Origin of the sequence: Neisseria zoodegmatis (assembly GCF_900187305.1) — a bacterium.
GTDB lineage: Bacteria > Pseudomonadota > Gammaproteobacteria > Burkholderiales > Neisseriaceae > Neisseria > Neisseria zoodegmatis.
On sequence record NZ_LT906434.1, the window covers coordinates 2,378,420 to 2,404,948 of the forward strand.

The 26,529-nt window shown below is 52.1% G+C and carries 21 protein-coding genes; 9 read left to right on the forward strand and 12 right to left on the reverse strand.

The window, feature by feature from the left end; translation table 11 throughout:
• The first annotated feature begins 7 nt into the window (after positions 1–7).
• Complete coding sequence (locus CKV66_RS11240) at positions 8–682, forward strand: T6SS effector amidase Tae4 family protein (RefSeq protein ID WP_085364533.1); 675 nt, start codon at positions 8–10, stop codon at positions 680–682.
• Positions 667–1,068 (forward strand): hypothetical protein, encoded by a 402-nt coding sequence (locus CKV66_RS11245; protein ID WP_143773825.1) that lies wholly within the window; start codon positions 667–669, stop codon positions 1,066–1,068. Before CKV66_RS11240 ends, CKV66_RS11245 begins: the two co-directional genes overlap by 16 nt.
• A 45-nt stretch (positions 1,069–1,113) precedes the next feature.
• On the opposite strand, the gene CKV66_RS11250 is transcribed toward CKV66_RS11245, so the two are convergent.
• From CKV66_RS11250 to CKV66_RS11275, 6 genes are all read right to left on the reverse strand, one after another.
• Positions 1,114–2,358: a type VI immunity family protein gene (locus tag CKV66_RS11250; RefSeq protein ID WP_231990491.1), complete on the reverse strand. Its 1,245-nt coding sequence runs from the start codon at positions 2,356–2,358 to the stop codon at positions 1,114–1,116.
• A gap of 3 nt (positions 2,359–2,361) precedes the next feature.
• A complete protein-coding gene (locus tag CKV66_RS11255; RefSeq protein WP_095197890.1) occupies positions 2,362–3,816 on the reverse strand; it encodes a VRR-NUC domain-containing protein in 1,455 nt (484 codons plus the stop codon).
• Between the two features lie 5 nt (positions 3,817–3,821).
• On the reverse strand, positions 3,822–6,356 hold the full coding sequence (locus tag CKV66_RS11260; RefSeq protein WP_095197852.1) for a type VI secretion system Vgr family protein: 2,535 nt from the start codon (positions 6,354–6,356) through the stop codon (positions 3,822–3,824).
• 164 nt (positions 6,357–6,520) lie between these two features.
• Positions 6,521–8,080, reverse strand: a complete 1,560-nt coding sequence (locus CKV66_RS11265; protein WP_085364387.1) for a TerC family protein — start codon at positions 8,078–8,080, stop codon at positions 6,521–6,523.
• A gap of 249 nt (positions 8,081–8,329) precedes the next feature.
• Positions 8,330–9,382 carry a tRNA preQ1(34) S-adenosylmethionine ribosyltransferase-isomerase QueA gene (queA, locus tag CKV66_RS11270; protein WP_085364385.1) on the reverse strand — a complete coding sequence of 351 codons (1,053 nt, stop codon included), beginning with the start codon at positions 9,380–9,382 and terminating at the stop codon, positions 8,330–8,332.
• 140 nt (positions 9,383–9,522) lie between these two features.
• Positions 9,523–11,673 carry a right-handed parallel beta-helix repeat-containing protein gene (locus CKV66_RS11275; protein ID WP_085364384.1) on the reverse strand — a complete coding sequence of 717 codons (2,151 nt, stop codon included), beginning with the start codon at positions 11,671–11,673 and terminating at the stop codon, positions 9,523–9,525.
• A gap of 441 nt (positions 11,674–12,114) precedes the next feature.
• On the opposite strand from CKV66_RS11275, the gene CKV66_RS11280 reads away from it, so the two are divergent.
• Positions 12,115–12,741 (forward strand): alpha-ketoglutarate-dependent dioxygenase AlkB family protein, encoded by a 627-nt coding sequence (locus CKV66_RS11280; protein ID WP_085364383.1) that lies wholly within the window; start codon positions 12,115–12,117, stop codon positions 12,739–12,741.
• A gap of 80 nt (positions 12,742–12,821) precedes the next feature.
• Here the strand turns inward: CKV66_RS11280 and CKV66_RS11285 are convergent, their stop codons facing one another.
• On the reverse strand, positions 12,822–13,859 hold the full coding sequence (locus tag CKV66_RS11285) for an ABC transporter ATP-binding protein (protein WP_085364382.1): 1,038 nt from the start codon (positions 13,857–13,859) through the stop codon (positions 12,822–12,824).
• Positions 13,856–15,469, reverse strand: coding sequence for an ABC transporter permease (locus tag CKV66_RS11290; RefSeq protein ID WP_085364381.1), 1,614 nt, complete (start codon positions 15,467–15,469; stop codon positions 13,856–13,858). The genes CKV66_RS11285 and CKV66_RS11290 overlap by 4 nt, the downstream gene beginning before the upstream one ends.
• A 281-nt stretch (positions 15,470–15,750) precedes the next feature.
• Here CKV66_RS11290 and CKV66_RS11295 point away from each other — a divergent pair, with 281 nt between their 5' ends.
• Together CKV66_RS11295 and CKV66_RS12765 are read left to right on the forward strand one after the other, a co-directional pair.
• Positions 15,751–16,740 carry an extracellular solute-binding protein gene (locus CKV66_RS11295; RefSeq protein ID WP_408633899.1) on the forward strand — a complete coding sequence of 330 codons (990 nt, stop codon included), beginning with the start codon at positions 15,751–15,753 and terminating at the stop codon, positions 16,738–16,740.
• A 176-nt stretch (positions 16,741–16,916) separates the two neighbouring features.
• Positions 16,917–18,653, forward strand: coding sequence for a calcium-binding protein (locus CKV66_RS12765; RefSeq protein ID WP_157739168.1), 1,737 nt, complete (start codon positions 16,917–16,919; stop codon positions 18,651–18,653).
• A 95-nt stretch (positions 18,654–18,748) separates the two neighbouring features.
• Here CKV66_RS12765 and CKV66_RS11305 read toward each other — a convergent pair whose 3' ends face one another.
• Positions 18,749–19,495: a lysophospholipid acyltransferase family protein gene (locus CKV66_RS11305; protein WP_085364378.1), complete on the reverse strand. Its 747-nt coding sequence runs from the start codon at positions 19,493–19,495 to the stop codon at positions 18,749–18,751.
• A gap of 118 nt (positions 19,496–19,613) precedes the next feature.
• Positions 19,614–20,366 (reverse strand): GNAT family N-acetyltransferase, encoded by a 753-nt coding sequence (locus tag CKV66_RS11310; protein ID WP_085364377.1) that lies wholly within the window; start codon positions 20,364–20,366, stop codon positions 19,614–19,616.
• 458 nt (positions 20,367–20,824) lie between these two features.
• Between CKV66_RS11310 and CKV66_RS11315 the strand changes: the two genes are divergently transcribed.
• Positions 20,825–22,216: a chloride channel protein gene (locus tag CKV66_RS11315; protein WP_085364376.1), complete on the forward strand. Its 1,392-nt coding sequence runs from the start codon at positions 20,825–20,827 to the stop codon at positions 22,214–22,216.
• Positions 22,217–23,437, forward strand: a complete 1,221-nt coding sequence (gene argJ, locus CKV66_RS11320) for a bifunctional glutamate N-acetyltransferase/amino-acid acetyltransferase ArgJ (RefSeq protein WP_085364375.1) — start codon at positions 22,217–22,219, stop codon at positions 23,435–23,437.
• Between the two features lie 82 nt (positions 23,438–23,519).
• Here the strand turns inward: argJ and fnr are convergent, their stop codons facing one another.
• Entirely contained in the window at positions 23,520–24,254 is a 735-nt protein-coding gene (fnr, locus tag CKV66_RS11325) for a fumarate/nitrate reduction transcriptional regulator Fnr (protein WP_054600270.1), read from the reverse strand.
• A gap of 207 nt (positions 24,255–24,461) precedes the next feature.
• Here fnr and hemN point away from each other — a divergent pair, with 207 nt between their 5' ends.
• Positions 24,462–25,871 (forward strand): oxygen-independent coproporphyrinogen III oxidase, encoded by a 1,410-nt coding sequence (hemN, locus tag CKV66_RS11330; protein ID WP_085364374.1) that lies wholly within the window; start codon positions 24,462–24,464, stop codon positions 25,869–25,871.
• Positions 25,872–25,945: 74 nt separating this feature from the next.
• Here hemN and CKV66_RS12255 read toward each other — a convergent pair whose 3' ends face one another.
• Positions 25,946–26,167 (reverse strand): hypothetical protein, encoded by a 222-nt coding sequence (locus CKV66_RS12255; RefSeq protein WP_143773821.1) that lies wholly within the window; start codon positions 26,165–26,167, stop codon positions 25,946–25,948.
• Between the two features lie 5 nt (positions 26,168–26,172).
• Between CKV66_RS12255 and CKV66_RS11335 the strand changes: the two genes are divergently transcribed.
• Positions 26,173–26,418: a DUF1289 domain-containing protein gene (locus CKV66_RS11335; RefSeq protein WP_085364373.1), complete on the forward strand. Its 246-nt coding sequence runs from the start codon at positions 26,173–26,175 to the stop codon at positions 26,416–26,418.
• The last annotated feature ends 111 nt before the right edge of the window (positions 26,419–26,529 follow it).

The window sequence follows — 26,529 nt, forward strand, 5'->3', positions numbered from 1 at the left end:
AAAGAAAATGGCAAAAACGACACCGGCCAAAGCAACATCGGCAAAACCCACCAAACCCGTCAAACCGGTTAAGCCCGCCAAACCCAAACCCCAAACCGGCAGCACCGCACGCCCCCGCGTCAGCCCTAAAAAACCGGCTTGGGCGGATATGGTTGAGCACTATAAAACCATTCCCAGCCACGAGTTTTATCCGCTCATTTCCAAACGCTGGGCGGAATTGGCAGAGCGCGAACCGACCGTTTGGGAAAACACCTGCGCAGCACGCATGTCTTACGCGCTGAACCACAGCGGCATCCGCCTGCCCGCCAACCGTGCCGGCGCATTTATCGGCGACAAAGACAAAAAGAACCACTGGTTCAGAGTGCGCGAACTCGGCGAATTTCTCAAAAAACAATTCGGCAAAGGCACCGTCGAATACCGCCCGCCGCGCTTGAAATCGGATGACGACGCCGACTTCGATTCGGCCGCGTTCCAAGAAAGAATTGCCGCCGTCAAACAAAACGTGTTGGCAAAAATCAAAGGCAAAACCGGCATCGTGATGTTTGAAGTCGAAGGCTGGGGCAACGCCCGCGGCCACGAAAGCGACGACGACAGCGAATATTATTTCTGGTTCGCCAGACTGTCACCCAATCCCAACCGCCCGATACAGACCGTTAAAGTGATTTTTTGGGAACTGACATAGTGTCGGTCAAAAGCATCACATTGATTGCCGCCTCCGCCCTGCTGCTTCCGGCAGCCGTTTCTGCCCGCGGCACGGGCGGAGTGCCGCATCTCGATTTCCGAGATTTCGCCCTGCAAGAATGCTTGAATAGCAACTATGAAAAAGCAGGCCTCTACCAACGTCGCAGCCTGCAAGACTATTCCCGCCCGAAACCGCGTTATTCGCCTTCAGACTGGCTGAAACTGATTGATTTTGTGGAAAACAAAACCGGCGATTTCCATCGGGAGCGCATCAGCATACACAGCGAAGAATCGGGCGACACCGAGATGAACACGATTTTCGCCCGCTGTATGGCGTTTTACCATTCCAAAGAATTGGCAGGTTTTTTGAAAAAGAACAGATATTGAGCAATGAGGCCGTCTGAAAACATTTTCAGACGGCCTCATTGCTCTTTAAAATTCAGACGGCACCTCTACCGGGCCTCCGTCATCGCGTTTAACCAAACGCCAAACGGCATCATCTTTAGTTCGATGACGTTCTCCATTGGGCAAGACCCAAATATGCTCGCCTTCCATCGGAAAAATTTCTCCTTTTTCAAAATGTTGTTCAATCCCTTCAGAAAGGTTATCCGGCACCCACATACCGCTGAAAGGCACTTCATACGGTTTCTGGCGGTACACCGGCATCAACTCGGCTTTATCCCCTTCAGGGTTGAAAATACCCTGTTCGAAATTAGCGTTATCCCAACGGCGCAGCCAATAATAACCCTGCGAGGCCGAATAACGGGTTTTGCCGTTGCCGTAAGCGGAATGCATCGCATCTTTCAGCTTTTCCACCCGAGCCGGACGCAGCAGGTTGTTGACCACCAAATAGGGAACCGGCAAGGGCTTGTTGCGGTCGCCGGTTGACGGGAAACTCCCCGCTTTGAATATCATCGTGTCGTTACAGGTTTGCAGGGTAATGTCGGGATAGTGGTTTAACACATTGTCCACTTCCTGCTTGTTCAGACGGCCTTGTAATTTTTTACCGACAAAGGTGTACCAGTTGATAGATTTCAGGCCAGTCTCCCAGTTGGTATCATTTGGTGAAAAGTCAGGTGTTACGCCCCAATAACGTTTGGTAGTACTGTGTTCGTAAAACTGGTATTCGTAACCGCCATAAGGCAATGAAAGCGTCAATCCGGCATAACCGTGAAATATGGAAAACTGTTTACAAAGATATGTTATCCACTCTTCAAACTCCTGTTTACCTTGAGATGTTTGCAAAAGGGAAACCGGCAAATTAATTTGAATATAGGATGGTTCTGCATTCAGTTCTATATCGGGTCTTGCAGTCAGTGTCCTTATTGCATAGTCAGACGAATAGTCGCCCCACTCATCACTACTTAAATAACCGAATAAAGCCTCCCCTTGCTCAGCTGCTGCAATCATTTTCTGTTGTTTTTTGACAAAGGCCGTCTGATTCAGTTTAGCGAAGCGACGCATCCCTTTCCAAAAATGGGATTTCAAATAGGGATGGTAATGCATATAGAAGCGGTCAAACACTTCCAAAACCTTGCGCTGCCCTGCCACCGAGCCACCGTCGTGAAAGTAAATCAGAATAACCAACCCCAGTTGTGCCAATATCTTGTGCTCTTCATCGTGCAGAAGAATATCGCGGTATTCCTGCTCCAAGGCTTCGTATTGTTTTGATAGCATGTTTTATTTCCTATGTCGGTTATCAAATTCTCGAACTTTTTCTTCCCAACCCTCCAAATGGCTGGTATCCGAATTTTCACCGCATTCTTGCCACGGCAGGTAACGGATAATTTCATATTCATTGCGTTTATATGTTTGACCTTTCGGTTTCCTCTCAACAAGGTAGTGATACTCATAACAATTGCTGCGCTCTTCAAAACGTTCATCCGCCGCCCATACCTTTGCTGACACACCTAATGCAGGGGCAAATCTAGCAAGCCTCAATAAAAACGTTCCGGCGCCCAGTAGTGCGGCGGGGGCGAAATAAGCCGCTGCTGCAACAACCGCGACTGTCAGCACAACGATTGTGATGATTTCTTCTTTGTTGTCTTTAACAAACTTCAACGCCAAAGCCAGCGTATCGTCACCGGACATTACCACCTCTGCCTCCTGAATATAAGGCAGATGGTCACGCGGGATATCTTCATATTGTTCCAGATAGTCGGCAGCTTGCTGCAACTCGGCATCACTATATTCGACAACCTGACCATTTTCGCCTACCCAGCGTATGCCGTCTGAAGTACGTTCGAAATTGCCGAAACTGTCAAACCAAGGCGAATTGCGGCTCAACATTTCTACGGTTTCCGGACGGTAAGCCGCTTCCAAATCTTGCTTGTTAACCAATTCGCCGGACAGGATGTTGACAGGTTTGCCCGATGGAGGCGTTAGCCACGGTTCAAGACGAATTTTAGGCAACAGTTCTTCTTGTTTAAAACCAAACGCAGGCACCAAATCGGGCGAAAATTCATAAATATGCCGTTTGTTGTCTTTATTATTATCTTGCCAAATTTTTAATACGGCAAAGCGTTCGTGAGTGGCTATTTTTTTATAGGTTTTTTCCTGCTCATCATCCAAATAGTCTTTTCCATACTTCATTTCCACCAACCGTTTGAGATTGTGACCATAGCTTTCTCCTGTAGGCGGATATACGGCATTACGTCCCGGCCAACGGATTTTATGATCTTTGACGATAATCAAATCAGGCCGCTTGACAGTAGCAGCAGCCATAATGGCCGGTGAACCCTTCCAACGTGTATGTCTGCGGTTTTTTCCTTCGGTAGTCGGATCGGTTAAGCCGATTTTTTCACCGATTTTTTCGATATAGTGTTCATTTTCCTGCTGCTCTTTTTTCCCTGCCTGCCTGTTTCTAGTCAAATGAGGCACAGGCGTTCCTTCTCCTTGGGGAACGCTGAAACTGACTTCAGGTTTGTAAGGCCAATAGTAGCCGGTCATTTTTTCCGTTAAGTTGACGACATGATCAAAGCCGTTTTGCTTTTTATCCTGCGTTTTCTTCCCCATCCGAAGTTTGGGTTTGTAGTATCTGAGAACGTAATCCCATACCAAATAAAGATAACCTAAATCAGACAATTCAATATCGGCATATTTTCTATCAACTTCCAGTCGTGTAATCATCGTCATGGTATTTACTCGTCGTCGTAAATTTCAAAATGCAGATTAATTGTGCCTCCGCCTGCAATATGTAAAAGATGCGGTGCTTTCTTGGGCTTATCTTCCCGAATAAATTCTACTTTTTGAGGAGAGGAAGTCGTAACCAACAAGGTTTCTCCTTTGTGGTTAGTTATCCCTTCTACTTGACTACCGTCCTCTAAAGTCAAAGTGTATGGGCGGTTAACCAATACATTTTGCGTTTTTTTATCCCTCAAAATATAACGTCCAGAATATAAAGGCTCGAATTTTGGCAAATTATTTGCTATAGCATGAGGATTGATGACCTGAAACCCTGCACACTTCACCCACACCATCTTCGGACAGCCCAGCTCAATGTTGCCATCCTTAATCTTGATATACGCCCCACCGCTGGTGAGCAGGATTTCGTCTTTGGCGGCCACGGTTACTTTACCGGCGCTGCTGGTAATGGTGGCGTCTTTGAGGGCGTTGATCTGCATCTCGTCGTTCTGTGCCTGTATCTCCACCTTGCCCTGATTGGCCTGTAACTTCGCCCCGTTGCTCTGGGCAAACAGGTTGACGCTTCCGACCGCATGGGCGGTGAATTTGCTGCCGGCGCTGATGTCGGTGTCGCCGCCGCTGATGTGGTGGATGTGTTGGCCGGCGGTATGCAATTGGCTTTGCGGGGTGGCGCTGGCGATGCCGTCGGGGGCGGATTGGATGATGCCGGCGCGTTGCAGCTGTTTGAGGCTGTCGTTCAGACGGCCTGCCTGTTCTTCGGCTTCGGTGGCTTCGTTTTGGGCGGTGTGGGCGGCTTTATTGAGGCTTTTGGCTAGGGAGATTGCCTGTTCGAGCTGGGCGATGGCTGCATCCATATCCAACACCTGCCCCGCCGCCTGATTTTGGGCATCGGCACTGATGAACAAGCCTTTGCCCGCCCTTACCGCCCCCCAACTGTCGGTACGCAGCTCGAAGCCTTCGCCGTTGTCGCCGCGTTTCTGTCTTTGGCCGTCGACGATATGGCCGAGGTTGAGTTGGGTTTTGCCGTATTCGGTCGCCAATTTGATGTGTTCCTGCCCCTGTTTGTCTTCCATGCGCAGCTTATTATTCGCCCAAGTACGGATAACGTTGCGGGTGTTCCAGTCGGCAGGCACGTGGTCGGGGTGGGAACTGTCGTGCATCACGCCGCTGATGTAGGGCCTGTCGGGATTGCCCTGTACAAACGACAGCATTACTTCGGTGCCTTCGTGCAGCGGGAAGTGTTGGCCGTAGTCGGGGCCGGCATAGGGCTTGGCTAAGCGGATGGGACGGCTTTCTCCGCCCGGACTCCATTCATCAAGGTCGAACGGCAGTTTGACGCGGTAACGGCCCATATTGTCGATATAGGCGTAGGTGTAGTTGCCGGGGCTGGTGACTCTGGCGGGAAGGCTGCCTTGGATCTTCGGCAACGGGGTGATGCGTTCGGGGCGGAAGATGCTGTCGGCGGGAATGGCGGTGAAAGTATGGCTGTATGCTTGGTCGCGGCTGCCGCTGTGGGTGAGCGATACCGCCAACCAGCCGTTGGGTGCTTCGCTGAAAGCCGGGGCCGTCTGAAACACCAGACCGGGGCGAAGCGCGGTGATGTTGCCGCTGCCGGAAGCGACGATACGGCGGCTGTGGTCGAGCTGTTGCAGTAAGGCCGTCTGAAGTTGGGCTTCTTCGGGTGTTTTTTGATGCAAACCCCAATGGCTGTCGCTGCCGAGTAAGACGCTGCTGTCGGTTTCCGTACCCTTCGCCGTTACTGCGGACGATAAGTCGGTATCGGCATCGCGGTAGTTGTAGTCGCCGACGCGGATGGATTCGAGAATGGGATTGTGCTTCACCTGTAAGGCAAACACCGCTTCCTCGCCAACGCTCTCCAACCCGCCGTGGGGGCGGTAGGGATAGGGGGAAGTGTGGCTGCGAAAATAATGGGCGGCATCGTCACCGAATACCGCCACATCGCCATATTGGGCATTCTGCTCGAAGGCATACCAAATCCCTTCTTCTTCGCACAGCCGGTTGAGAAAGGCAAAGTCGGATTCCTGATACTGGGTCACATACTCGCGTACACCGTATTCGCGTGAGGTATTGAAACGGAAATCGACGCCGGAGAAGCCGTGGTGTTTCAACAGCGACGAAATAATGTCGGGCACGTTTTGGTTTTGAAACAGACGCGAAGTGCGGTGGTGCTTCAATGCGGCGATGCGGGGTTCCAATACCATGCGGTAACGGGTCTCGTCCGCCGATACCGACAGCTTCTCGCACGAAGTGATGATGCCGCTCCATTCCTTCAGCGCTTGGGGGGCGATCATTCCTTCGATCAGTCCCAATGCATCGCTACTCACCGGCGTTACCGTAAACTTGGCCGCTTGGTTGATGTAGGACGACAGCGGTAAGTCTGAATCAACAGAAGTAAGTTCGATGTCGAGACGGTAGGCTGTGTTTAAGGCTTCGGTGGCGGTGAAGGAGACGACGGAGAGGGACGGACTGAAGCGGGAGAAGCTGAGGCGGTAGGATTGGGTTTGGGTCATCGCGGGCGTTCCAGAGCGTATGTCAAAGTATCGGAATTCAAGATATATGCTCTACAATATAGCAGAATGGACATCTTTGCCCAATATGGGTATGACAAAAGGCCGTCTGAAATTTCAGACGGCCTTGAGCATAAGTTGATGTATCAAGGAAACTAAATCTAAGATTAACCCTCTTCCGGCAGCTTGGTAATCTTTACGCGTTCGATGCGTTGGCCTTCTTTCTCAATCACTTCGAAACGCCAGCCGTGGAAGTCGGCAAAATCGCCGACGTCGGGAATGCTTTGCAACTCTTCCATGATTAAGCCGGCAACGGTGTGGAAGTCGGCGTCTTCTTCTTGCGGCGGCAAGTTGAGCTGCGGCGCCAATTCGACGTATTCCAGCGAGCCGTCCACCGTCAGGCTTTCGTCTGCGTGTGCTTGCAGGGTCGGCTCTTCTTCGCGCTCGAATTCTTCGGGGAACTCGCCGGCGATGGTTTCGAGCAGGTCTTTCATGGTAACCATGCCCAATACGGCGCCGAACTCGTCTACAACGAGTGCGTAATCGGCGCTGTTTTTGCGGAACAGTTCGATGGCGGCCAGTGCGGTTGTGCTGTCGGGCAGAATCAGCGGTTGTTTTAAGGCCGTCTGAATATTGATAGTGCCTTCGTCAAGCAGTTGGGCGAGCAGGTCTTTTTTGTTGATATAGCCCAGCGGCTCGTCCACGCCTGCTTTGCCGACCACCAGCAAACGGCTGTACGGGGTGCTTTGCAGCTGGGCGTGCTGCTCTTCTTTGCTTTGCGAAATATCCAAGCGTTCGATGTCGCGGCGGGGAATCATCACGCCGAGAATCGGGCGTTCGGCCAGTGTGAGCACGCTGCGGATCATGGATTTTTCGTTTTCTTCAAAGTGGGAAACGTCTTCGGCTTTGTTGCCGGACTGCGCCAAAACGGTTTCGCGGATGCCCATCATGCCCAGCACGTTATCGGCGGTGCGTTTGCGCCACGAGCTGCTGATGTAGTCGTTTTTGCGGGCGTTGCGCTGTGAAACTTGGTTGAACACTTCGATAAGGATGGAAAAGCCGATCGCGGCATACAGATAGCCTTTGGGAATCTGGAAGTGGAAGGCTTCGGCAATCAGGCTGAAACCGATCATCAATAGGAAGCCCAAACACAGCATCACAACGGTCGGATGTTTGGCCACAAAATCGGTGAGCGGTTTGCTGGCCATAATCATGATGGTCATGGCAACGACAACGGCGGCCATCGCTACGACAATGTGGTCGACCATGGCGACGGCGGTAATCACGGCATCGATGGAGAACACGGCGTCCAACACCAGAATTTGCAGCACAACGCCCCAAAACGGCGAATGTTTTTTATGGGTGTCGGCAATGGCAAACTGGTTGTGGCCTTCAATCCGCTCGTGCAGTTCGGTGGTGGCTTTATACAGCAGGAACAAACCGCCGATGAGCATAATCAGGTCTTTGCCCGACACGCTCATATCGTTTATTTCAAACAGCGGTTTGGTCAGCGTGATGATGTGCGCCATAAAACCGAGCATGACCAAGCGCATCAATACGGCCAGCACCAAGCCGGTGATGCGGGCTTTATCACGCAGGGCGGGTTTGACTTTATTGGCCAAAATCGCCACGAAAACGAGGTTGTCGATGCCGAGCACGACTTCGAGAACCAGCAGCGTTGCAAAGCCCAACCAGGTGTTCGGTTCGGCTAACCAACTGAAATCCATAATGTTTATTGTCCTTTTTTAATCATAACAAAAGGCAACCCGACAAAAGTCAGGCTGCCTGAATGGGGCGCATACACGAAGGGCGTGGGGTCGTACTGCTCTGCTCCGCGTCTTTCATAATGGTGTGTATGCCTCAAGTTAAATGGAATCAGCAGTTTATCATTTTCATGTGGATAAGGCAAAGCAGGCCGTCTGAAAGGTTTCAGACGGCCTGCTTGAATGGAGAAATCGGCAGCGTTGCGCCACAATTTAATCTTGAGTTTCGTGCCGCGATGAATATGCGCGCCCGAGTATCATGGCATCGCCGTAGCTGAAAAAGCGGTATTGCTGCCCGACGGCATGGCGGTAAATGTTGCGGATGTGTTCTGTGCCTGAAAACGCGCTGACGAGCATCAGCAGGGTTGATTTGGGCAGGTGGAAGTTGGTAATCAGGCGGTCTGCCACATGGAAACGGTAGCCCGGTGTGATAAAAATATCGGTGTCGCCGGTGCCCGCTTTCAGACGGCCTGTTTCCCTTGCGGCGGACTCAAGTGCGCGCATGGAGGTCGTGCCCACTGCCCATACTTTGTTACCGCGCTGTTGTGCGGCCTCAATCGCGGCCACGGTTTCAGACGGCACTTCAAACCATTCGCTGTGCATGGTGTGTTCGGCAATGTTTTCTACCCGCACGGGCTGGAACGTACCCGCGCCCACATGCAACGTCACTTCCGCAGTATGCACGCCTTTGGTGCGGATGGCTTCAAGCAGGCCGTCGGTAAAGTGCAAACCGGCGGTCGGCGCGGCAACCGCACCTTGATGTTTGGCGTAAACCGTTTGATAGCGTGCGTCGTCGTCATCATCGGCAGCACGTTCGATGTAAGGCGGCAACGGCAGTTTGCCGACGTGTTCGAGAATTTCATACACGCTGCGGCTGTCTTCAAAACGCAAGCGGAACAACTCGCCCGCACGCTCTTCCATCACGGCGCGGATGTTGCCTTCAAAAATCAATTCCGTACCGGGTTTGGGCGATTTGGACGACCGCACATGCGCCAAAGCGGTGTGTGCATCAAGCACGCGCTCGATCAAGGCTTCGATTTTTCCGCCGCTGGCTTTGGTGCCGAACAGCCGCGCTTTCATCACTTTGGTATTGTTGAACACCAGCACGTCGCCCGCTTCGAGATAATCGGGCAAGGCAGAAAATACGGTGTCGGCAACAGGCGCATCAGGCAAAGCAACCAAAAGGCGGCTGGCACCGCGTTCGGCCGGAGGATGTTGGGCGATCAGAGCTTCCGGAAGCTCGAAATCAAAATCGGAAATATGCATAAAGTGTGGGATACAGTCTGAAAAGGCTTGAAAATAAGGGCGCTATTATATAGTGCGGGTCATAAAGTACGCAAAATGCCGTTTCGACTTCGAGAAACAGGTTCTCCCGCCGAAACGGCATGCGTGATGAACAGATGCTGTTACGCCAGCACGACAGCGTTTTCCTCGGGCATACCGGAAACGGCAGCAGCCGTATGAATGGCGGAATAAGCTTCCGGAGCATGTTCCGGCCAAGATTCGCTGCACTCGGTCAAACCGATGCCGCCTAAATCCAGCGTTTTGCCGTTATCAAGCAACTCATCTGCCGGTGTTGCCTTGTGTGCAGGCTCGGCTGATTTCTTTTCTGCCGTGGACAAAGCCGCAGGATGCACGCGGATGTTTTCGGCAGCCGTGTTACTGAAAGTAGTTTGCCCGATATCAGGCAGTGCAGCTCTTCCGGCTGAAGGCATGTTGTCGGCATCTTGGTGGTTGTTGTCCAAGTCTTCGGGAACCATACCGGCAGAAGGCATTTTGGCGGAATAACTCGTTTTGGCTTTCTCCGCCTGTGCTTTCAGTTTGTGCGCCGTGAGAATATCCTGCACCGTGATGCCGTTGTTGCCCAAAATACCGACGGCTTTGTTGTGTTGGTTGCTGTGGATTTTGGTACCGGTATTTTCGATTTTCAGCCAGTCGCCGTTTTCAAAGGCTTTTTCACCGTCTGTCTCGAATTTATTGCCCGCCACATTCAGCTGAAGTTTATGACGGCCAACGCCTTTGGTGCGAACAACCGGTCTGTCTATCAAGCCGCCTAAATTAAACGTATTTTGGTTTAAGGTAAGCCAGCGGGCATTGCTTTCTACCGAGATGCCTTCGGTGGCGGCATCGGATTGTTTCACGTTGAGTTTGTTTGCTTCAATCCTGATACTGCCGTGCGCCTGCCCGTTGGTATTCTGCTCTTCAATCATAATCGGCGCGCTGAGAGTTCGGGTCACGTCCATCGTATTATTGACGATGCGGATATTTCCCGACCCCGGCCCTCTTTCGATATACGGCGTTTCGGGATTGTCGGGATTACCGAACACGCTGATGAGGCTGTCGGACGAATTGCCTTTAATGGTATTGTTGGAAATGCTTAAAGAATAAGTGACATCTTTTTCATTGTTGCGCATCTCAATCCCGCGCGTAATGCCTTGATAGTCGGTTAACCCTTCAATGGTGTTGTTGGTAATCACAAAAACACCGGGCTTAGGATTGATAAACTGCTGCCAAACTTGAGCTTTGTTTTCCAGTTTGATACCGCGGAAGCCGGCATAGTCGCTGGCAGGATGCGGTACACCCGAGTTGTCGTCTCTCAGTAAACGGAACGACTTATCTTGTGTAATCTTGTTGTTGTGCACGGTTACCCGATCCATGCTGAACTGGCGGTTTTCCACCGCAATACCAAACATCCGGTCGCCGTTGAGTACATTATCTTTGATGGTAATATTGTTGCCGTCGTGCGAATCAATGCCTTTGCGGTAATTGTGGTCGGTTTTGTTGTTGGCGATGGTTACGCCGTTGTTGTAGCTGCCCGCCACCAATGCAATGCCGTAACCCGTGCCGCCGTCATCTTTGTGGCCGTTCCACGCTAAGGTATTGCCTTCCGCCTTAAAACCTTTTTGATAAGAAACTAAGATACCTGCAACTCGGTTGTGGTGCAGGTAGCTGTCGATAACCTTATTGTTGTCGCCGGTCGGAAGCTGATTTGCGGAAATTTTGCCATTGATCAGCGAATACTTGGCTCCGGATGAAATCGCGTCGATAGAAGTAAACAAAACGCCCGCCCGGTTTGCGCCGGACACTTCTACTTTGCTGATAAGAGTTTGGTCGGAATCATTCACTACAATACCGTTTACCTTACCGAAATAGCTTTGCCCGAAACGGTAAAAGTCGCTTGGCTTGGTGTGTTTGTACTCTATGGAAAGGTCGCTGATAAATTTGCCGTTTTGCTTGTTGATCCAAATACCGGCTTTTTCGGGAACAGTGCTGTTGCTGTCGGGATTGTGCACACCTGTTTGCGTGTGCGTGAACAGAATTTTGGTTTTACCCATCCCGTCTCCGAAAATACCGGTGACGTTTTTGGTATCGGCGTTGATTTCAATGACTTTACTGATTGTGACGGTACCGTTTAGATAAAGAGCAGCCTTTTCTTTATGCGCAGCGGCAAGTGCTTCTTTAACGGCATCATCGTAAGTATTTTTATTGTTTTTAAAGTCTCTAATGTCTATATATTTTCCATGAGTGGCGTGTGTGCGAACTACATAATTTGACATTTATTTCTTACCTCCTTGTGTAAATCCTTAATTCCCAAAAGATAATGGGAGCGCGAGTATAAAGGATTTTTTTCACACAATCAGGAGCAGATCGTTTCAATCTATTTTTTTACCCTTTTATCATTATTCAAATTTAATTAATTTTTTAAATGTTATTTAAAGTTAAATTAAATTAATGACAAAAATATTTATTTTGTCAACAATTTTAAGAAATAAAATAATCTGGCTGATATATCATGAAAAATGAAAGAAAAAAATTAATGAAAAACAAAAAAAGTTAAATTAAGTTAAAATTTAAAAACAGACGCATAAATCTTATTTGAAAATATTATTTATTTCATAGAGCCAATATACAAACTCATTTATTATTTATCGATACGAATCATAGATGCAGACGTTGAAATGTCATAAAAAAGCATATGCAAACCAGAAAAAACAAACATGACATTAAACTTATTTCCCAATCATAATCAGCCCGATGCCAATCTGCTTCCTTACGACGGAATTGTTAACAATTACGGCATCATCATTCCTCCGCCCGAGGCTGACGGCTATTTCGACGTGCTGATGAAAGAGATAAATTGGCAGCATGACGAGGTATTGATATACGGCAAGCGGATCATCACTGCCCGCCAAACCGCTTGGTACGGCGACAAGCCGTTTGCCTACACTTATTCGGGCGTTACCCGACGCGCTTTGCCGTGGCATCCGGCCTTATTGGCGATTAAAGAAACGGTAGAACAGTACATCCGCCCGTACAGCCCTGCCGTTTTCAACACATGCTTGCTCAATCTTTATTCAGACGGCCGTGAGGGTATGGCTTGGCACAGCGACGATGAGCGCGAACTGGGTAAGCAGGCGGTTATTGCGTCAGTCAGCTTTGGTGCAACCCGAAAATTTGCGTTCAAACACAAGCACACGCAGGAAAAACGGGAAATGATGCTGCAACACGGGCAGTTGATTGTGATGCACGGTAGCACCCAAACTTATTGGCGGCACGCCGTAATGAAGAGCGCGGCTGTTCACGAGCCGAGAATCAGCCTTACTTTTAGAACAATTCTGGATTGATGCCTATCGCACATATACTTGAGGCCGTCTGAAAATGTTTTCAGACGGCCTCCTTATTTAAACCGATATCCTCAAAACGCTCACGCCCCAAACGCAATCAAATGTTCCAAATCCATGCGGATACCGATGCGGCTGCCGACGGGATGGTCGTGGTGGGCGGGCACTTGGGCGGCAACGGTTTCGCCGCTGTCGAGCTTGAGCGTGTAGATGAAATAGCTGCCTTTGAAATCCTTATCCAGCACTTCGGCGGTAATCGGGCTGCGGTCGTCGTGCACGATATCGTCGGGGCGGATAAGCACGTCCACTTCGCTGCAACATTGGCAGGCAAACGGCACGGTGCCGCAAAACTCGCCGACGGCCAGTTGTACGCAAGCCGGGCTTTTAACCTTGCCGCGCAGCATTACGCCGGTGCCGATAAAGCGGGCGGTGTAAGTGTCGGCAGGCTCATGGTAGAGCTTGTAGGGCGTATCCCACTGTTTCAGACGGCCTTCGTGCATGATGCCGATTTTGTCGGCCATCGCAAACGCTTCCTGCTGGTCGTGCGTGACCAAAATCGCGCTGGTATTTTCGCGTTTCAGCAGTTGGCGCACTTCTTTCGACAGGCGTGCGCGCAAGTCGGCATCGAGGTTGGAAAACGGCTCGTCGAGCAAAATCAGCTCGGGCTTGGGTGCAAGGGCGCGCGCAAGGGCCACGCGCTGTTGTTGGCCGCCTGAAAGCTGGTGCGGATAACGGCTGCCGTAGTCGGGCAAGCCGATTAATTCGAGCAGCTCGTTGATCCGTGCATGGCGTTCGGCGGCAGGCTGTTTGCTGATACCGAACGCGATATTCTGGGCGACGGTCAGATGCGGAAACAGCGCGTAATCCTGAAACACCATACCGATGCGGCGCAGGTGCGGCGGCATGGATGTGAGGCCGTCTGAAAGCGTGGTGCCGCTCAACACGATCTTGCCGCTTTCGGGCTGTTCAAACCCTGCAATCGAACGCAGCGCGGTGGTTTTACCGCAGCCCGAATGCCCGAGCAGGCAGGCGATTTCGCCTTGTTCCAATGCAAAACCGAAATCCTGCAACACGGGTTTGCCGTCGAACGAAAGATTAATTTGGGAAACTTCTAAAATCATGTGTTTTGCTCCGTGCGCGAAAACAGGATAACGGGCAGCAGGCCGGTTAAAACGATAAGCAGAGCGGGCAGCGCGGCATTGGCAAACTGCCCTTCGATGGTGAAAGCGTACACCCGCACGGCGAGCGTATCCCAATCATAAGGGCGCGTCATCAGCGTAATCGGCATTTCTTTCATCACGTCCACAAACGCCATCAGCACCGCCGTGCCGATTGCACCTTTCAGCAACGGCAGATACACGCGCCGCAACACGCCGCCGCCGGTGCAGCCGAGCGAACGCGCCGCTTCGGCCTGCGACGGGCTGATGCGCTCCAGCCCCGCTTCCACCGCCGCGTAACCGACGGCAAGAAAGCGGATGAGATACGCCGCCAACATCACTGCCAACGTGCCTTTCAAAATGCCGGTAGTGCCTTCGGGCAGATTCAGGTGTTCAATCAAAATATTGTCGAACCACGCCACCGGCACGAACACCCCCACCGCCAACACCGTGCCCGGAATGCCGTAACCCAGCGTAGCAATACGCGCGGCAACGGCGGCGAAACGGCTTTTATCCACCCGTTTCGACAAGGCCAACAGCAACGCCACCGCCGCCACCAGCACGGCCGCGGCAAAGCTGGCCGCAAACGAATGCCACGCGTGCAGCCACAGCGAAGTGTTGAAACCGTCGTTCCAAGTATCGTGCGCCCATACGATCAGTTGCACCAGCGGAATAACAAACGCAAACAGCAGAATCAGGCCGCAATAAGCCGTCGCCGCCCACTTGAGGCCGTCTGAAAGCGGCTTGCGGCGGTGCTGCTGCGCCTTGCCGGATTGGTTGAAACGGCGGTTGCCGCGGCTGAGCTGTTCCAAAGCCAGCAACACAAACACCAGCGTAATCAGCAAAGCGGCGAGCTGCTTGGCCGTTTCCAGCGAATAAAAATCAAACCACGCCTGATAAATCGCCGTGGTAAACGTGTCGTAGCCGAACACCGATACCGTGCCGAAATCGGCCAGCACTTCCATCAAAGCCAAAATCACGCCGCCTCCGATCCACGGCCGCGCCATCGGCAGCGCCAGCTTGAAAAACGCCCGCCGCGGCGACAAACCCAACGACGCGCCCGCCTCCAATGCCCGCTGCCCCATGCTGCCGAAAGCATTTCGCGCCAACAGGTAAACATACGGATAAAACGTCAGGCTCATCACCACCGCCAAACCGAAACCGTTACGCACATCGGGCAAAAACTGCTCGATGCCGTAGCGTTCGCGTATCAGCGTATTCAGCGGGCCGGTGTAGTCAAACAAACCGAGCTGGGTAAACGCGAGCACATAAGCCGGCACCGCCAGCGGCAGCATCAGCGCCCAAAAGAAAAAACGCCGCAGCGGAAAATCATACATCGCGGTAAGCCACGCGCAGGAAGTGCCCAGCACCGCCACGCCCGCGCCCACGGCCAACACCAAAAACAGCGTGTTTTTCAACAATTGGGGCAATTGGTATTCCAGCAGAAACGACCAGATTTCCGCATCGAACTCACCCAATGCCGCCACAATCACCGTCAGCGGAATCAGAATCAGCACAATACAGGCGGTCAGCCACAAACGCGGCAATAAGAGTTTGGATACAGGCAGCTTCATAAGTTTTTTCAGACGGCCTCATCAAAATGGAAAAAGAAAAACGATATAAAAAACGGTATTATCAGTTGAGCATCCGCATAATGCAAACCCGATAACATCGTTTTTATTATAAATGATAATTTATATTGTTCTTAATACGATACTTCATTACAATACACAAATGAATGGCAATTGTTGTTCCCAGTGAAACATTTACCTCTAAAACCGTTTCCATTTGCGAATAACAACCTGCCTCCACATCAAACTTAAACTCAAGGTCATTGAAGAGGATCAGAAACATGATGAAAAAAGCACTTGCCGTTTCCGTAGCCATGCTGGCGGCCGCTCCCGTATTTGCCGAAGAACTGGTGGTTTACTCGTCTCGCGCCGACAACCTGCTGCGCCCCGTTGCCGAAGCCTACCAAAAGAAAACCGGCGTTACCATCAAACTGGTTAACGACAAAGCCGGCCCCCTGATGGAAAAACTCAAAGCCGAAGGCAGCAACAGCCCTGCCGACGTATTCATCACCGTTGACGGCGGCAACCTGTGGCAGGCCACCCAAATGGGCTTGCTGCGCCCCATCAACTCCGCAACCTTGAAAACCAACATCCCCGCCAACCTGCGCGACCCGAAAAACCAATGGTTCGGCCTCTCCGTACGCGCCCGCACCATTTTCTACAACACACAAAAAGTTAAGCCCGCAGAGCTTTCCACTTACGCCAACTTGGCCGACCCCAAATGGAAAGGCCGCCTGTGCTTGCGTACTTCCAACAACGTATACAACCAATCTTTAGTCGGCACCATGATTGCCAACCTAGGCCAAGCCAAAACCGCCCAAATCGTTAAAGGCTGGGTCAACAACTTGGCAACCGAGCCTTTCGCCAACGACACCGCCATGCTTGAAGCCATCGGCGCAGGCCGCTGCGACGTGGGCATCGCCAACACCTACTACTACGGCCGCCTGATGGACAAACAGCCCAACCTGCCCGTAGGCGTATTCTTCGCCGACCAACAAGGCAAAGGCACGCACGTTAACGTATCCGGCGCCGGAGTGACCAAACACACCAAAAAAGCCGCCCAAGCCCAAAAATTCATCGAATGGCTGAGCGGCAGCGAAGCACAAAACCTGTTTGCCGACCTCAACCACGAATACCCCGCCAACCCGAAAATCAATCCTGATCCGAAAGTGGCCAAATGGGGCAAATTCAAACAAGACGTAATCAACGTATCCGTAGCCGGCAGCAACCAGAAAAAAGCCGTGATGCTGATGAAACAAGCCGGTTATAAATAAACAATAATCGGTAATCGCAAAAAGGCCGTCTGAAAATGTTTTCAGACGGCCTCTGCCTTTCTATCCAAGCAAATTCCGGCAAGCCGGCAAACCGTAGAACTTTTACCCGCCTCCGCACTCTTTAATCTATCTACATGATTCATATCAAACAAATATTGATTCACATAATGGAGACAATGATGAGTACAAAACAATGGTTAGGTATCAACGGCGCCGAAAGCCGCAACGCCGATAACAACACATTCGACACAAGCGACGGGCTGCTTAAACTTACCGGCCAAGTTGCCGAACAGACCGACAGAATCGAAATCCATATCTACTATTCCGACACGACCAAAAACAACCAAATCATCGAACGGCACTTACAAAAAAGCTTCATCCCCATCAATCAAGACGGCACGTTTATAGCAGAGATGAGCATTCCGCCATCCTTTAGCGGCGATATCCTGGCCGAATTAAAAGCCTTCGGCAGACAAGGCAACGTTACCACCACCCAAATGAACGGCCATTTAGACGGCAACGAACAGAAAATCGACATTGTTTCCGACAGCGGCGTCATCAAAGACAACGAATACGCGTGGCACAGCTATTCCAACAATCTGGAAATCAAAGGCAAAGTGGAGGCCGGCAGCCAATCGGTTCTCATCAGCGACGGCTATGAAAAACCAAACCACAACATGAAACACATCACCCATTTAATCGACGAAGAAGGCAATTTTTCCTACAAACTCGACAACCTCTCGCACGGCAACCACGTTATCAGCGTCGCCTCGATTGATGCCGACGGCAATTTCACCTCGAATCTGTTTCACATCAGCGTCGGCCGCAAACCCGGCGGCGTGATCATGATTGACGGCGATGAAAATGTTTGGACCACCAAAGGCAAAGAAATCAGCGGTTCGCTGTTCGACAACCTGCACCCCGATTCCCGCGCCGCCTCGCCGCAAGTCATCTCTTTTTCCGTCGACGGCCAATACGTCCGAGCCGGCGAATCAATCGATATCGACGACGTAGGCACTATTAAAATCGAAAACAACCGCTACACGTTTACCCCGCTTGCCGACTTTACCGGACGCGTTCCCGACATCACCTACCACTCCTCCACCCACCTGATACCCGGTATCCGCAGCACTTTCCCCCGCAAACCCGATTACGATGATTCCGTGTTGTCGATCCGCGTCAACGACACCGCCGGCAATCCCTACGAATACCACTTGGGAGCAGGCGACAACGCCCTCGGCAAAAACGCCGAGCTGCAAGGCAATATGGGTAAAGACGTTTTAATCGGCGATATGCGCAACAGCGCCGAATTGGACATCAACGGCGAAAAAATCACCTACACCGTCAAAGCAACGCACGACACCCTCGAAGGCAACAACGGCAACGATATTTTGTTCGGCGACAACATCAGCACCGCAGAACTGGATTTCAAAGCCGAAGACGGCAGCGATGCCTTCCATGCCTTGCAAGCCTACGTCGGCGAACACCTCGGCAGCACAAGCAACCCTGCCGTGCGCCACTTCATCGAAGAAAACTGGGCGCAACTGCTTGACCGCAGCAACAACGGCGGCAACGACACCCTGCGCGGCGAAGCGGGCAACGACATCTTAATCGGCGGTGCCGGCGATGACTATTTATTCGGTGGCACAGGCAAAGACAGCTATGTGTTCGTAACCAACAGCGACAGCGGCCACGATACCATCGTCAACTTCGATTTCGACCAAGACAAATTGGTGTTCACCGAGCTGCTGGATTTTGACCAACACTTCCTAGAATGGGATCAGCAAAAGCATGTTTTATCTTTCCGCGGCGAGGAAGACGGCCATACTTATCAGAATTCAATAACCTTCAAAGGCATCAAATCTGATATGACTTTAGACGATATTTTGAAAGTTCAGGAAATATTGGGCTGATCAACATCGGCATTACCGCTTTACAATGCCTATGATGGAAATAAGGCCGTCTGAAAATATTTTCAGACGGCCTTATAGTCTCTTGTTGCTAAGCCTTAGCCCAATTCGCGCTGCTTCTCACTCAACAATTGATGAATATGGCGGGCAATTTCCTGCCTGTCCGCACCCGACGGCACGGGGTCGAGGAAATAAAGTTCTGCCGTACCGCCCGGCTGCGAAGCGATCATGCGAATGGATTCCACCAAACTGATGTCGCCGTAGTACGCCATGGCCGGGTTTGGGCTGCTGCCGTCCGGATTGGGATAGCGGCACAACACCGGAATAAACGGCACGCCCGCTTCATTGGCCGCCTGAAAAAAGCTGGTTTTAAACGGCAGAATTTCGTGGCCTTCACTGCTCGTGCCTTCGGGAAACAGAGTAACCGTATCGCCGTTTTTCAACGCCTCGGTAACATGGCGGATTTTCCGGCTGTTGCCTTCGGTGCCTTTGTTGCGCGTTACATAAACGGTTTGCGCCTGTGTAGCGAGATAACCCACCACCGGCCATTTCGCCACATCGTCTTTGGCCACAAAACGGCCGGGAAACGCGGCATTAATCGCCATAATGTCCAGCCATGAAATGTGGTTGCAGATCATCATCTGCCCCTGCCCTTCTTTCGGCAGGTTGCCGTAGGTTTTGAGCTTCAGCCCGCAAGAGGCGAGCACGCGCAGCGACCACAATTGAATGGCGCGCAGTTTGCGTTGCTTGCTGTAAAAAGGAAACAGGAAAAACATTTCCAGCATGCCGTAAAGCAAACAGCCGGCTATGCAGAACAGTCGGAAAGCAGTGCGTAAGGTTTTCATATTATTGAAGTGTGTGTGCAATACATCAGCAGGCCGTCTGAATAAGTTTTAGCGAAGCCTGCATCGTTCGCTTTAGCGAATCCCTCCAGCGGGTTTTCAGACGGCCTGATGATTTATTTTAAAGTCGCGGGGCAAAACGTTGGAGATAGCGGTCGTTTAAGCGGTTGATGTCCATCAGAATCAACACGTCGGCGCAGTTGAATGCTTCATCGACGCACGGCTCGCCGCAAAACCAGGCACCGGCGTTCAAATAGCCTTTAATCAACGACGGGCAAGGAGGATTTTCAACGGGATTCAGTTCGTCCCATTTGAGGGGATTGAGCGGACGCACGCACCATTGTGCAGGCGCCAAATGCTTTTCTTTTAAAGCGTGATACAGGCCGGCCGCTTCGTGGCCGCCGTCGACGGTGCTGATGCTGCCGCAGCCGATCATAAAACGCAGGTTTTCATCGCGCATGAACTTCACCAAACCCGACCACAAAAGCATAATCAAGCCGCCGTTGCGGTAATCGGGATGGATACACGCTCTGCCCAGCTCAACGGTTTGCGGCAGAATGTCTTTCAAGGGAGAGAGGTCGAATTCGTGTTCGCTGTACCACGAGCCGACGGCTTGGGCGCCCTCTTCGGTAATCAGACGGTAACAGCCGATCACTTCGCCGGTGGCATCGTCAAAAGCTAACAAGTGGTGGCAATGTTGGTCGTATTCATCCACATCCAAACCGTCGCTGCTTTGGATGTCGGCGCCTAATTCTTCGGCAAATACTTGATAACGCAAGCGTTGTGCGGCTTCGATTTCTTGTTGGTTTTCCGCCAGTCGCACAGTCAGGCCGATTTTCGGGCCTGTGGTGTTGAAACGGCTTTTATGGGGCATATAAGCTCTCGTCGTCAGTAAGTAAGCCCGTTAGTATAACAGAGTGCTTTTGCATTTTTCCATACATAATACTGACAGTTACCGTTACTGAGGCCGTCTGAAAACACCTTTTTCAGACGGCATCCACCACCTCGCCGGCGCCAACTTTGCCCTACCTTACTCAACCGACACAGCCGCAACAATCAACCGGCCAAACCGCTCACAACCCTTTATATACAGAAAAAATCTGCTCATAATAACGGTTTTGCACCACCGCTGCACACCCGATGATTCCGCCGTGCTTTACCTATCGTTTTACACACCCAAACGGCTCGGCAGCCTTCGATCAGGCAGCGGAAAACGGCTTCGGTTCACTTTCTTTACCGGCGCGGATTTGTTGTTTTTCCGTCCACATTGTCCTGCTCACCGAGGCCGTCTGAAACCGATTACCGCACATTACCAGACTAGGCTGTCTTCTCATGAAAACTTTTCTTACCACTCGCTACCGGATACTCAAGAAAAAAATCATCCACAAACTCAATCAAACCCAAAGGCTGTCGCGCAAAACGCTAGCTTTCGGCTTTCTGCTCGCCGGCGCGGCGCTGGTGGCGCTGGTATCGCTGGCGTTTGCCAAAATGGCAGACTGGGCGCTCGAAGAAAACGCGCGACTGGTCGGCGAATATCCGTGGTTTGCGTGGGTGGCGCTGCCGCTCGGCCTGCCTTTGATTGTTTGGCTGACGCGCCGTTTCGCGCCTTACACCGCAGGCAGCGGCATTCCGCAGGTGTTGGCCTCGCTGTCGCTGCCTTACGGCGCACAAAAAACCCGGCTGATTTCGCTGTGGCAAACCATGTTGAAAATCCCGCTTACCTTTCTCGGTATGCTCGCGGGCGCGTCTATCGGGCGTGAAGGGCCGTCGGTGCAAGTCGGTGCCGCCGTAATGTCGGCTTGGGGCGCATGGTGCAAAAAACACAATATCGCCTTCAAAGGCATGCAGGAAAACGATTTGATTGCCGCCGGCGCGGCAGGCGGTTTGGCCGCTGCTTTTAATGCTCCGCTGGCCGGTGTGGTGTTTGCCATCGAGGAATTGGGGCGCGGCATACTGTTGCGCTGGGAACGGCAGATTTTCATCGGCGTCTTGGCGGCCGGTTTCATTCAGGTGGCCATTCAGGGCAACAACCCCTATTTCTCAGGCTTTCACGGCACCGAGTTGGACGACATGCTGATTTGGGTCTTGCTGAGCGCACTGGTGTGCGGCGTGGCCGGCGGCCTGTTTGCCCGCATGCTGTATAAAGGTGCGGCGGCCTTTTCGCCCGAAAAATACCGCGGCTGGATACGCCGCCATCCCATTATGTTGGCCGGCGTTATCGGCGTACTGCTGGCCGCGCTCGGCACGATTTATCAAGGGCAGACATTCGGCACCGGCTATCACGAAGCTTCCGATGCCTTACGGCGCATGTATGACGCCCCCTTCGGCGTGGCCGCAGCCAAATGGCTTGCCACCGTGCTGTCTTACTGGGCGGGCATCCCCGGCGGCATTTTCACACCCTCGCTCACCGTCGGCGCGATGATCGGCCAACACATCGCCCAATTTGCCGACCTGCAAACCGGCGTCAACGTTTTGGTATTAATCTGCATGACCGCCTTTTTAGCCGCCGCCACGCAATCCCCGCTCACCTCCAGCGTTGTCGTGATGGAAATGACGGGCGGACAGAATCTGTTGTTTTGGCTGTTGATTGGTGCTATTTTTGCATCTCAAGTGTCGCGCCAGTTTTCACCCAAGCCGTTTTACCATGCGGCAGGCGCACGTTTCCGGCAGCGTGTTCAGGAAGAATATGCCGCCAAACAGGTCGATATTAAGGAGAACCGATAAATGGCAGTGAATCTAAAAGAAAAATACGCAGCAGAATTACTTACCGTAGACGGCGCGCAGGTTTTTATCGGGCAGGCAGGCGTGAAGAAGGCCGCCCATGACGATTTAACGCTGATCGTGTTAAACACCGACAATACCGTCGGCGCGGTATTCACGCAAAACCGCTTCTGCGCCGCCCCCGTGCACATTGCCAAAGAACATCTGTCCAACGAAAACGGTATCCGCGCTTTGGTTATCAACACCGGCAATGCCAACGCCGGCACAGGTCTCAAAGGCCGTGAAGATGCCGTAACCGTTTGCCGTGCCGTCGCCAAACAAATAGGCTGCGAACCGGAGCAGGTGCTGCCCTTCTCCACCGGCGTGATTCTCGAGCCGCTGCCCACCGCCAAAATCGTCTCCGCACTGCCCAACGTAAAACCCGCACATTGGAACGATGCCGCGCGCGCCATCATGACCACCGACACCGTGCCGAAATCCGCCAGTCGTGAAGGCAGAATCGGCAACAACCACACCGTGCGCGCCACCGGCATTGCCAAAGGTGCGGGCATGATTTGCCCCAACATGGCCACCATGCTCGGCTTTATCGTGTGCGACGCCAACGTATCCCAGCCCGTGCTGCAAATGCTCACACAAGAAATCGCCGACCTCTCGTTCAACGCCATCACCGTTGACGGCGACACCAGCACCAACGACAGCTTCGTCATCGTAGCCACCGGTAAATGCGGCCAAAACGAAATCGACAATATCGCCGACCCGCGTTACGACCAACTGAAAGAGCTGCTCGGCAGCCTTGCACTCGAATTGGCGCAAGCCATTGTGCGCGACGGCGAAGGCGCCACCAAATTTATTACCATTCATGTGGAAAACGCCGCCAGCCGCGAAGAAGCGCGCAAAGTTGCCTATTCCATCGCGCATTCTCCTTTGGTAAAAACCGCGTTTTTCGCCTCCGACCCCAATCTCGGCCGCCTGCTTGCCGCCATCGGCTATTCCGGTTTGGAAAACTTCGATACCGACAAAGTACGCTTGTGGTTAGGTTCCGCTTTGGTTGCGGAACACGGCGGCAGAGCCGAGAGCTACACCGAAGAAGCCGGGCAGATGATCATGAACCAAGACGAAATTACCGTGCGCGTCGATCTGCAACGCGGCGGCGAACAGGCCACGGTTTATACCTGCGACTTATCGCATGATTATGTGTCGATTAATGCCGACTACCGCAGCTAATTAAACACAAATGTTTTGAAATAACATGAGGCCGTCTGAAAAAATTCAGACGGCCTCATGTTATTTCATGACTTCGTAAACATCACAACGCATGTGCGCAACCCGACACCATTTGTTTCAAGGCATCAGGCTGGAGGATGCGGATATGCTTGTGCTCCACCAAAATCAAACCTTCCTGATGGAACTTCGACAAGGTTCGGCTTACCGTTTCCAGCTTCAACCCCAAATAGCTGCCAATCTCCTCGCGCGACATACGCAAAATAAAATCGTTGGCCGCAAAGCCGCGGGAATACAGGCGGTTGGACAAATTCAACAAAAAAGCCGCCAAGCGTTCTTCGGCGCGCATATTGCCCAACAACAGCATCACGCCCTGATCGCGCACGATTTCACGGCTCATCATGCGGAAGAAATGGGTTTGCAGGCTGGGGATTTTCTGCCCCAACTCTTCCATATGAGCAAAAGGCAGTTCGCACACTTCGCTGTCTTCCAAAGCAACCGCATCACAACTGTGCGTATGGGAGCAGATACCGTCCATACCGATCAGCTCGCCCGACATAAAAAAGCCGGTAACCTGATCACGCCCGTCTTGGCTGGCGATGGTCGTTTTAAAAAAACCCGTGCGGATGGCAAAAAGAGAGCTGAAAGCATCGCCCGCGCGAAACAGGCATTCGCCTTTTTTCAATTTGCGGCTTTGACGGATCACGGCATCAAGTTGGGCAAACTCGGCCGGCATCAGACCTACGGGGAGACACAACTCACGCAGAGAGCATGTCGAACACAATGTTTTCATCTGGTTTGGTACAGTATGTGCTGGCATACCCGGTTAACCTTTATTCATAAGCAGCGTGTGATATTACCCCGACTAATCAAATATTGACTCGCATCAAGGCACGTTGTCGATAACTTGCTTATTCTAGCAAAATACCCTTATTTTGCCTATGGATCAAAAATAACGGCTAAAGCTTCACTTAACCGCGCCTACACCGTACAACAAACAGGCTTTAAACAACACACGAAACCACACATGAATACCATCAATATCGCCATTGCCAACCAATCGCCCGAATTCGACCGTAACCTGATCGCATCGCTGCCTTCCAGCGGCCCGCGTTATACTTCCTACCCCACCGCCGACCGCTTTCACAGCGGCTTTGATGCGCAAGAATACATTCATTCGCTGGATATGCGCCAAGCGGGCAGCCCAAACCAACCGCTGTCGCTGTATATCCATATTCCCTTCTGCAACACCATCTGCTATTACTGCGGCTGCAACAAAATCATCACCAAAGACACATCCCGCGCCGATGCCTATATCGAATATCTGGAAAAAGAACTCAACCTGCTGGCACCGCACTTAAACGGCCGCCATCCGCTGATACAGCTGCACTTCGGCGGCGGCACGCCCACTTTTTTGAATGACGGACAACTTGAGCGCGTTTTCGGCATGATCCGCCGCCATTTCGACTTACTGCCCGACGGTGAATACTCGATTGAAATCGACCCCCGCAAAGTCAGCCGCGAGACCGTGCTGCATTTGGGCAGGCTCGGCTTCAACCGCATGAGCGTCGGCATTCAGGATTTCGACCCCGAAGTACAAAAAGCCGTCAACCGCATTCAAACCGTCGAAGAAACCAGAGAAGTGATCGAAGCCGCCCGCGAAGCCGGATTCAAATCGGTGAGCGTGGATTTGATTTACGGCCTGCCGCATCAAACGCCCGAAAGCATCAAGCCCACCATCGACACCGTGCTCTCGCTCAATCCCGACCGTTTGGCGCTTTACCACTATGCCCACCTGCCCCACATTTTCAAACCGCAGCGGCGCATCGATACCGCCGCCGTACCCGACAGCGAAGCAAAACTCGATATCCTGCAATATGCGGTGCAAACGCTGACGGCGCGCGGCTATGTATTTATCGGCATGGATCATTTTGCCAAGCCCGAAGACGAATTGTGCATCGCCCTGAAAGAAGGCCGTCTGCAACGCAACTTCCAAGGCTATTCGACTTATGCCGACTGCGACCTCATCGCCATCGGCGTTTCTTCCATCGGCAAAATCGGCAATGCCTACGTTCAAAACGAACGCGACATCGAAGCCTATTACGCCGCCATCAACGCAGGCCGCCTGCCGGTGATGCGCGGCTACCGTCTCAACAGCGACGACTTATTGCGCCGCGACATCATTCAAGATTTGATGTGCCGCTTTGCGCTCGAATTTGAAACCTACGAACGCGCGTTCGGTATTTCGTTTGCAGATTATTTCCGCGAAGAATGGGCTGATTTGCAGCATTTGGCCGAACTCGGTTTGTTGCAGCTGCGCGCCGACGGGCTGACGGTTACGCCGAAAGGCCGGTTTCTCATCCGCAACATCGCCATGGTGTTTGACTACCATCTGCGGCATAAAGAAACAACGGCACAATACTCGAAAACGGTTTAAGCGCATCCACCTGTTGAGGCCGTCTGAAAAGCCACAGGCCGGGCATAATCGGCAAAGGTTCCCTCGATCCGTATTCAAAGCCAATCCCCCTGCGCAAGCTGTTTTCTGTTTGGCCGATATTTAAACGAACCTGCTTGGCGGGTTTCAGCGGAGCCTGCCTGCTCGCTTTCAGACGGCCTCAAACTTTTGAGGCCGTCTGAATTGTGCAAGGCTTCCGGTGCCGTCTGAAAACGCGGAAAACAGCGATTGATTGAAAAGACGGTGTTTTTCGAGCAGAATGTTTCTTTTTTCCGCATGATTTATGGAACAACTCGAGTTCTTCGCCATCCCCAGCCCCTGCATCGGCGTTTGTGAAGCCAACAGCAAAGGCTATTGCAAAGGCTGCCTGCGCAGTCGGGAAGAGCGGCTGTATTGGCAGAAGATGACCGACACGCAAAAGCACCAAGTCATGCGCTTGATTGCCATGCGCCGCAGCAAATTGCAAAAGGCAGCGGGAGACAAGCATACGGAAGTTGAATTACCCGACCAGATGGGCTTTGATTTTTAAGGCTTTCTCATCACAAAGCCATCTCGGTTTGGCGAAACATAACCGTTGATGCCCAATCCTAATCTATCGAACCCGGCTCCCAATACTAAAGGCCGTCTGAAAACTTTTCAG